The sequence below is a fragment of the Pseudomonas sp. PA-5-4B genome (genome assembly GCF_021606215.1).
Classification (GTDB): Bacteria; Pseudomonadota; Gammaproteobacteria; order Pseudomonadales; family Pseudomonadaceae; genus Aquipseudomonas; species Aquipseudomonas edaphica.
On the sequence record NZ_WKDB01000126.1, the window covers coordinates 1 to 7,733 of the forward strand.

The window sequence follows — 7,733 nt, forward strand, 5'->3', positions numbered from 1 at the left end:
GGATACTAAAGCCCCCTCACGCCACTTACCTCACTGCCACCTACACTTCGACCTTCGTGAATGGGTTTATGCAACGCTAGGCCGGCCCACAATACTTCCCAGTCGGATATTTAAGGTCAACTTGCACATACCCGACTTTCGATACACCTATTAATCCGTGGTTTCGAAAAACACTATATTTTGCAGAGGCGCCGGCATAGTCCCTCAGCGGTTTGATTATGTTTTGATAATCTGTAATTTCAAAAGTATGGGACACTTGATTGACGCCCCACGTATGACTCAGGATAAGGGCTGTCGACGCTATCGGGTTGCGATCCGGGTAATTAGCGTACCCTTGGAACGACAGCGTACACACATCCCCTGGGGCTATACCGACTCCGGGCGTCACCTGCATCTGAAATACCTCCCAGGGAAGCGGGATTGGTTTGCCGTCGGGGCCAAAGCCAGGTGTGCAACTAATAATTTTATTAGGATGATTTATATTTTGAGGGAACGTGGGCTTTGGAAAACTTATAGGCGGCGTGATGGTTACGACAACACTTTGATTACCCGATCGTTGCTCGTTAACGCCGTTAGTGCTCACGTAATACACGGGGGCAGTCGTATTACCACCGCCCTGTATGATCGACCAGCTAATGCGATTATCAAAAACGATAAGGGCGCCAGCGGTGTCACCCAACTTGACGGTATAGGTTGCCACCGGCGCTGCCTGCCCCGGCCAGTACAGCAACAGCATGTCACCGACTTGCGGGTTACCGGACAGGCGCGCTTCCACTCTGACAGCGTCGATACTGTCGCGACTGTCCAGTTTATTGGCTGTATTGGACACCGCGCCATAGAGATTGGCCAAGTCCAACAGTGGGTTAAGTAACGCTGGCGCCTGATTGTGATCGCGGCCGAATACCGTGAAATCCATATTGAGCAATTTCAGCGGAGACAGCGTCCCAGGGCCCACCGTGTCGGAAGCACGTCTAATGTAATAGCGAAACGGCACCTTGTCCTTTCGTTGCAGGTCGGAGCCGTTGGCAATCAGCTGCTGCCAGGTCAAGGTTCCGGTAAACGGAAATGACGTGACAGGTATCGGCGGAAGTTTAACACCCGCCAATTCAGGGATACAGAGATCCCCAGGTATAAAATTGGTGTAGCTGCTGATGCCAAACGAGACGATATTACGCGCATCGTCACGTTTGATGAGTTGATCAAAATCAAACGCAGGCACCGTAGGCACGGGCAAATTGCCGGGCAGTGGCGTTAGACTCAGCAAGACACTTCCGGGTGTGGAAAGTTGACTGATGTTACCCCCCTCATCCTTGACCCGGTACACCGCAAACAATTCTTGCGCACCTGAAAACTTGCGAAATTCCGATACCAGCACCTTCAAAATAATTGCACCTGTAGTAGCAACTATTTTTTCAACGTGAATCGGTAAGCCAGTCGGATTTGAATTGCTGCTCATAAACCACAGAAATATTTCGTCAAGCGTGGCGCGAACCTTATAATCGCCCGGCACCACGACATCCAGTGTCAAATTATTATCCAGATCAGGATTAGTAATAACTGCACTTGAAAACACCGGCGCCTTAAGCACCTCGCCTTTACCCGGCGCACTGCGGTCGATAATAATCCTGACTGGGGGCGAGAAATTGGCCACCGGTGCGTCGGGCTGGTCAGTGTGTATGCGATAAGAAAGATTGAAGACACCGTCATTCAGCAGCAAACTGCTAGGAATATACGTCGGCAGTGGAAAGTCGCCGGGAAACAACTCTCCCACGACCGGTATTGGTTCAACGTAAACAGGCAGCGCTAATCCCTCCTGATGCAAAACATGAACAATATAATCAACGGCCCCCGGCTTGGTCAGTTCAATCCATGGGCCGGGTATCCATACGAGAAGATCATCATCCAATAAGCGTTTTGGAATCACACCACTTGCCAATCGTCCCTCAACGATTGGCAAGGGGGCTTGAGGCACGGCGGTCACAACTGTGCCGTCGGGCAAACCTGTGGCGCTATTGGTTTGAACATTGCTATTAGTTGGGGGGGTGCTCATATCATTCTCCGTAACAGCAACATTGCGCCGGTCACTGGTTTTTATTGAAGGCTGTGACGTTGATTGAATACCCGTTGGTAACTTCCCGATACTGTCAGAACTAACAGGTCTTACCGCCATTCGTCGGTTGCACGCGCGAATGAGCGCTTGCCGCGCGCTGAATGACACTTGACGTTGTTTCGTGAATGAGGTCTCCTGAAACCGGTTTCAGAACGTCACCACCTCCAATAAGAAAGGCCTGCCACCGTGACTCCTTTTTCCGCCGCCCAGCGCAGCCGCGTGACCATGCTCGACGTCGCCGAACGCGCCGGCGTGTCCAAAGCCAGCGTGTCGCGCTTTATCGGCGAGGACCGCGCCCTGCTCTCGGACGCGATTGCCTTGCGTATCGAGCAAGCGATCAGCGAACTCGGCTACCGCCCCAATCAGATGGCACGCGGGTTGAAACGCGGCCGCACACGCCTGATCGGCATGCTGGTAGCCGATATCCGCAACCCCTACTCCATTGCCGTGATGCACGGCGTCGAAACCGCCTGCCGCCAGCATGGCTACAGCCTGGTGGTGTGCAACACCGACCGCGATGACGAGCAAGAGCGCCAGCACCTGGCGGCGCTGCGTTCGTACAACATCGAAGGGTTGATCGTGAACACCCTTGGCCACCACCTTGACCAACTGCTGGAGTTGCAGCGCGAAATGCCTCTGGTGCTGGTGGACCGCAAGGTCGAGCCGTTGCACAGTGACCTGGTGGGGCTGGATAACCCGGCGGCGGTGCGTATTGCGGTGGAGCATCTGCAACAGCAGGGTTATCGCGACCTGTTGCTAGTGAGCGAAAAAGCCGATGGCACCAGTTCACGTCTGGAACGTCAGGCGAGTTTCACGGCGGAAATTGCGGCCCGGCCAGCGTTGACCGGCGCGGTGCTGGAACTCGATGACAGGCTGGAAAACCGTCTGCACACTTTCTTGGCCAAGCCAGGCCCCAAGGCGTTGTTCTGCGCCAATGGCGTGGCTGCGCTGGCCTGCACCCACGCGCTCAAAGCGCTGGGCCGCAACCTCTTTGATGACTTCGGCCTGATTGCCCTGGATGACCTCGACTGGTACCCGCTGGTGGGCAACGGCATCACCGCCCTCGCCCAACCCACCGACGCGATTGGCGCCAGCGCCTTTGACTGCCTGCTTAAACGCTTGCGCGGCGATGACGCACCACCGCGTACCCTGGATTTTTTGCCCGAACTGATCGTCCGTGGCTCCACCCAATCCCTTGTGGGAGCTGGCTTGCCTGCGATGGCGGTCTGTCAGGCGAAGCCGTAGTCGCCTGACACACCGCCATCGCAGGCAAGCCAGCTCCCACATTGGTTTTTCGTATAAAAATGAAACCGGTTTCAGAGGTACATAACAATGCATAAATACCCCGTTTCCATCAGCCTATCCAGCTACGGTGCCGACCTGGTACGCACGCTTGGCCAATTGAGTTTTGTCGAACTGCTCAGTGCCGCCGGCGCCCAGCGCATCGAGTGGCGCGAAGAACTGCTGACCACCGAACAACCCACCGACCTCGCCCAGGCCGCTGCCGAAAACGGCCTGGAATCGGTGTACTCATCGCCCCTAGAACTTTGGATCGCCGGGCGCGCCCAGCCCAACGCTGAACTCAGTGCAACCCTGGACCGCGCCCAAGCCTTCGGCTCGCGCTGGCTGAAGGTTTCCCTCGGTTATTTCACCGACACCAACGACCTGCAAAGCCTGCACGCCCTGCTCAACCGCCACCCGGTCAAACTCCTGGTGGAGAACGACCAGACCCTGCACGGTGGGCGCATCGAGCCAATGCAACGCTTCTTCACTGAGGTGGAACGCCTGGGCTTGCCGGTGAAAATGACCTTCGACATCGGCAACTGGCAGTGGCAGGACCAATCCGCGCTCACTGCCGCGCGGCTGTTGGGCCGCCATGTGGATTACCTGCACTGCAAGGCCGTGGCGCGTCGCCAGGACGGCAAGCTGGTGGCCTTGCCGCCCGGCGCCACCGACCTGCATCTGTGGGAACAACTGCTCAAACATATGACTCAAGGTATTACCCGGGCCGTGGAATTCCCGTTGCAAGGCGACGACTTGGTTGCCGTCACCGCACAGCAGGTCGCCGCCCTCGCCCTCCTTGGCCAGCCCCGCGCGGAGAATGCCCATGTCTGAGATCGATATCCTTTCGTTTGGTGAAACCATGGCGATGTTTGTCGCCGAACAGACCGGCGACCTGGCCCAGGTGGCGCAGTTTCACAAGCGCATTGCCGGGGCCGACAGCAATGTCGCCATCGGCCTGTCGCGCCTGGGTTTCAATGTGACGTGGCTAAGCCGTGTCGGCGACGATTCCCTGGGGCGCTTTGTGGTCGACACGCTGAAGAACGAAGGCCTGGATTGTCGGCATGTGGCGGTCGACCCGCTGCACCCGACCGGCCTTCAATTCAAGTCCCGCGAAGAAGCCGGCGCCGACCCGCAGGTGGAGTACTTCCGTAAAGGCTCGGCGGCCAGCCACTTGTCGATTGCCGCGATCAGCCCCGCCTTGCTGCAAGCGCGCCACCTGCATGCCACCGGCATCCCGCCCGCCTTGTCCGCGGCCACCCGCGAGCTATCCGTGGAACTGATGACGCAGATGCGCAAGGCCGGGCGCAGCGTGTCGTTCGACCCGAACCTGCGCCCGTCGTTATGGGCCAGCCAAGCGCAGATGGTCGGCGAGATCAACGCCCTCGCCGCCCTGGCCGATTGGGTGTTGCCGGGCCTGGGCGAAGGCCGCCTGCTCACCGGCTTTGACGACCCGGCCGACATCGCCGCGTTCTACCTCGACCAGGGCGCCGAAGCCGTGGCAATCAAGCTGGGCGCGGACGGCGCCTACTACCGCACCCACATGGACCAAGGCTTTATTGCCGCCGTGCCGGTGGAAACCGTCGTGGATACCGTGGGTGCCGGTGATGGTTTTGCCGTCGGCATGATCAGCGCCCTGCTCGAAAACCTGAGCTTCCCCGAGGCAGTACAGCGCGGCAACTGGATCGGCAGCCGCGCCGTGCAAAGCCGGGGTGATATGGAAGGTTTACCCACCCGCTCTGAATTACCCAGCCGATCTGTTGCATGACCCACTCCCTGTTGCCACAACTACAACAAGCTCAGGAGCAACCCCATGGAAACTGTGAAACTCGCCACCCGTCGCTGGTGGTACATCATGCCTATCGTGTTCATCACCTACAGCCTGGCATACCTGGATCGCGCCAACTACGGCTTCGCCGCTGCCTCCGGCATGGCCGAAGACCTGATGATCACCCCCGGCATGTCGTCGTTGCTGGGCGCGCTGTTTTTTCTTGGCTACTTTTTCTTCCAGGTGCCAGGTGCGATCTACGCGCAAAAACGCAGCGTTAAAAAGCTGATTTTCGTCAGCCTGATTCTGTGGGGCAGCCTGGCCACGCTTACCGGCGTGGTGTCCAACGCTTATATGCTGATCGCCATTCGCTTCATGCTCGGCGTGGTCGAAGCGGCGGTGATGCCGGCGATGCTGGTGTACCTGTGCCACTGGTTTACCCGTGCCGAACGCTCACGGGCCAACACCTTCCTGATCCTCGGCAACCCGGTCACCATGATGTGGATGTCGGTGGTCTCGGGCTATCTGGTGCAGCACTTCAGCTGGCGCTGGATGTTTATCATCGAAGGCCTGCCGGCGGTGATCTGGGCGTTTATCTGGTGGAAGCTGGCGGATGAAAAACCCGCCGACGCCAAGTGGCTGAGCGAGCAGCATAAACAAGACCTGCAAAGCGCCCTGGCCGCCGAACAGGTCGGGATCAAGGCGGTGAAGAACTACGCCGAAGCCTTTCGTTCGCCCAAGGTGATCATCCTGGCGCTGCAGTTTTTTTGCTGGAGCATCGGCGTGTATGGCTTCGTATTGTGGCTGCCGTCGATCCTCAAGGCCGGTTTGCAGATGGACATGGTCGAAGCCGGTTGGCTCTCGGCGCTGCCGTACCTGGCGGCGGTGATCGGCATGCTGGCGGTGTCGTGGGGCTCGGACAAGCTGCAAAAACGTAAACGTTTTGTGTGGCCGCCGCTGCTGATCGCGTCTATCGCGTTCTACGCGTCCTACGCGCTGGGCGCTGAGCACTTCTGGTGGTCCTACACCCTGCTGGTCATCGCCGGGGCGTGCATGTATGCGCCTTACGGTCCGTTCTTTGCCATCGTCCCGGAAATCCTCCCGGCCAACGTCGCTGGCGGCGCCATGGCGCTGATCAACAGCATGGGCGCGCTGGGCTCGTTCGGCGGTTCGTACCTGGTCGGTTACCTCAATAGCAGCACCGGCTCACCCGGCGCCTCGTACTTGCTGATGAGCGGCGCGCTGATGTTTGCCGTGGTGCTGACGATTTTCCTCAAGCCCGGCGCCAGTGATCGCGTGCCGGTGCCAACCCTGGAGTTGAAGGTAAAAACCTCATGAAAAAGTCTGTGGTCCTGTACAAAAAACTCTCCGCGCCATTGATGGCCCGCCTGCACGAACACGTCGACGTGACCCTGATTGACGCCCTCGACGAACCCGGCCTCGCCAGGCTGCGTGACGCCTTGCCTGGTGCCCATGGTTTGTTGGGTGCCAGCCTGCGCCTGGATGCCAGGCTGCTCGACCTGGCGCCCAAGCTCGAAGCGGTGGCCAGTGTGTCGGTGGGCGTCGACAACTACGACATCGACTACCTGACCCAACGCGGCATCCTGCTCAGCAATACGCCGGATGTGCTTACCGAAACCACGGCGGATACCGGCTTCGCGCTGATCCTGGCCACCGCTCGCCGGGTGGTCGAGCTGGCCGATATGGTGCGTGCCGGGCAGTGGAGCAAGAACATCGGCCCGGCGCATTTTGGCACCGATGTGCATGGCAAGACCCTGGGCATTATCGGCATGGGGCGCATCGGCGAAGCCCTGGCTCAGCGTGGGCATTTCGGTTTTGGTATGCCGGTGATTTACCACAGTCATTCGCCAAAACCGCGGGTAGAGGAGCGCTTTGGGGCGCAGTTTCGTAGCTTGCCGGAGTTGTTGCAGCAGGCTGACTTTGTGTGCCTGACCTTGCCACTCACGGCTGAAACCGAAAAGCTGATTGGCGCGCGTGAGTTTGCGTTGATGGGGCCGGAGACGATTTTTATCAATATCTCGCGTGGCAAGGTGGTGGATGAGGCGGCGCTGGTTGAGGCGCTGCAACAACGCACGATTCGGGCGGCGGGGTTGGATGTGTTTGAGCGCGAGCCGTTGAGTCATGACTCGCCGTTGTTGCGCTTGAACAATGTGGTGGCTACACCGCATATCGGTTCGGCGACCCACGAGACGCGGGAGGCGATGGCCGCTTGCGCGGTGGAAAATTTGCTGATGGCGCTGGGTGGGGAGCGGCCGGACAATCTGGTTAATCCGAGTGTGTATGCTTGAGATTGCGGTGGGTCAGTCGGCGGGGTCGGTGACTTAGATGCTGTTGTGTACATATCCGTTGCTGCGGTAACGGCCACTTAGGGTTCCGCCCTTACGGCGGCTCACTTTTGGAAAGACCCAAAAGTAAGCAAAAGGTCTTCGCCCCAACACTCGGTGCCTCGCTGTGGCTCGGCATGCCCGCAATCCGACAGTGATTTGGGGGGCCGCCGCGATGGGCCATCCTTGGCCCAGCGCGGCTAAACCGGCATCCCTGCCGGTTTACCCC

General features: G+C 58.7%; 6 protein-coding genes. 5 read left to right on the forward strand and 1 reads right to left on the reverse strand.

Features of this window, described 5'->3' with window-relative positions:
- Nucleotides 1-76 precede the first annotated feature (76 nt).
- Complete coding sequence (locus GIW28_RS30280; RefSeq protein ID WP_236447390.1) at nt 77-2,050, reverse strand: hypothetical protein; 1,974 nt, start codon at nt 2,048-2,050, stop codon at nt 77-79.
- A gap of 246 nt (nt 2,051-2,296) precedes the next feature.
- Here GIW28_RS30280 and GIW28_RS30285 point away from each other — a divergent pair, with 246 nt between their 5' ends.
- From GIW28_RS30285 to GIW28_RS30305, 5 genes are all read left to right on the forward strand, one after another.
- Entirely contained in the window at nt 2,297-3,355 is a 1,059-nt protein-coding gene (locus GIW28_RS30285; RefSeq protein WP_186618091.1) for a LacI family DNA-binding transcriptional regulator, read from the forward strand.
- A gap of 87 nt (nt 3,356-3,442) precedes the next feature.
- Nucleotides 3,443-4,225: a sugar phosphate isomerase/epimerase family protein gene (locus tag GIW28_RS30290; RefSeq protein WP_017137535.1), complete on the forward strand. Its 783-nt coding sequence runs from the start codon at nt 3,443-3,445 to the stop codon at nt 4,223-4,225.
- A complete protein-coding gene (locus tag GIW28_RS30295) occupies nt 4,218-5,159 on the forward strand; it encodes a sugar kinase (protein WP_138454017.1) in 942 nt (313 codons plus the stop codon). The genes GIW28_RS30290 and GIW28_RS30295 overlap by 8 nt, the downstream gene beginning before the upstream one ends.
- Before the next feature lie 45 nt (nt 5,160-5,204).
- Entirely contained in the window at nt 5,205-6,497 is a 1,293-nt protein-coding gene (locus GIW28_RS30300; protein ID WP_056859255.1) for an MFS transporter, read from the forward strand.
- Nucleotides 6,494-7,468, forward strand: a complete 975-nt coding sequence (locus GIW28_RS30305; protein ID WP_099548225.1) for an NAD(P)-dependent oxidoreductase — start codon at nt 6,494-6,496, stop codon at nt 7,466-7,468. The genes GIW28_RS30300 and GIW28_RS30305 overlap by 4 nt, the downstream gene beginning before the upstream one ends.
- The last annotated feature ends 265 nt before the right edge of the window (nt 7,469-7,733 follow it).

What these genes read in the sequence shown, in the direction of transcription:
- GIW28_RS30280 (WP_236447390.1), bottom strand. Translation starts at nt 2,050, where the DNA reads ATGAGCACCCCCCCAACTAATAGCAATGTTCAAACCAATAGCGCCACA.
- GIW28_RS30290 (WP_017137535.1), top strand. Translation starts at nt 3,443, where the DNA reads ATGCATAAATACCCCGTTTCCATCAGCCTATCCAGCTACGGTGCCGAC.
- GIW28_RS30295 (WP_138454017.1), top strand. Translation starts at nt 4,218, where the DNA reads ATGTCTGAGATCGATATCCTTTCGTTTGGTGAAACCATGGCGATGTTT.
- GIW28_RS30300 (WP_056859255.1), top strand. Translation starts at nt 5,205, where the DNA reads ATGGAAACTGTGAAACTCGCCACCCGTCGCTGGTGGTACATCATGCCT.
- GIW28_RS30305 (WP_099548225.1), top strand. Translation starts at nt 6,494, where the DNA reads ATGAAAAAGTCTGTGGTCCTGTACAAAAAACTCTCCGCGCCATTGATG.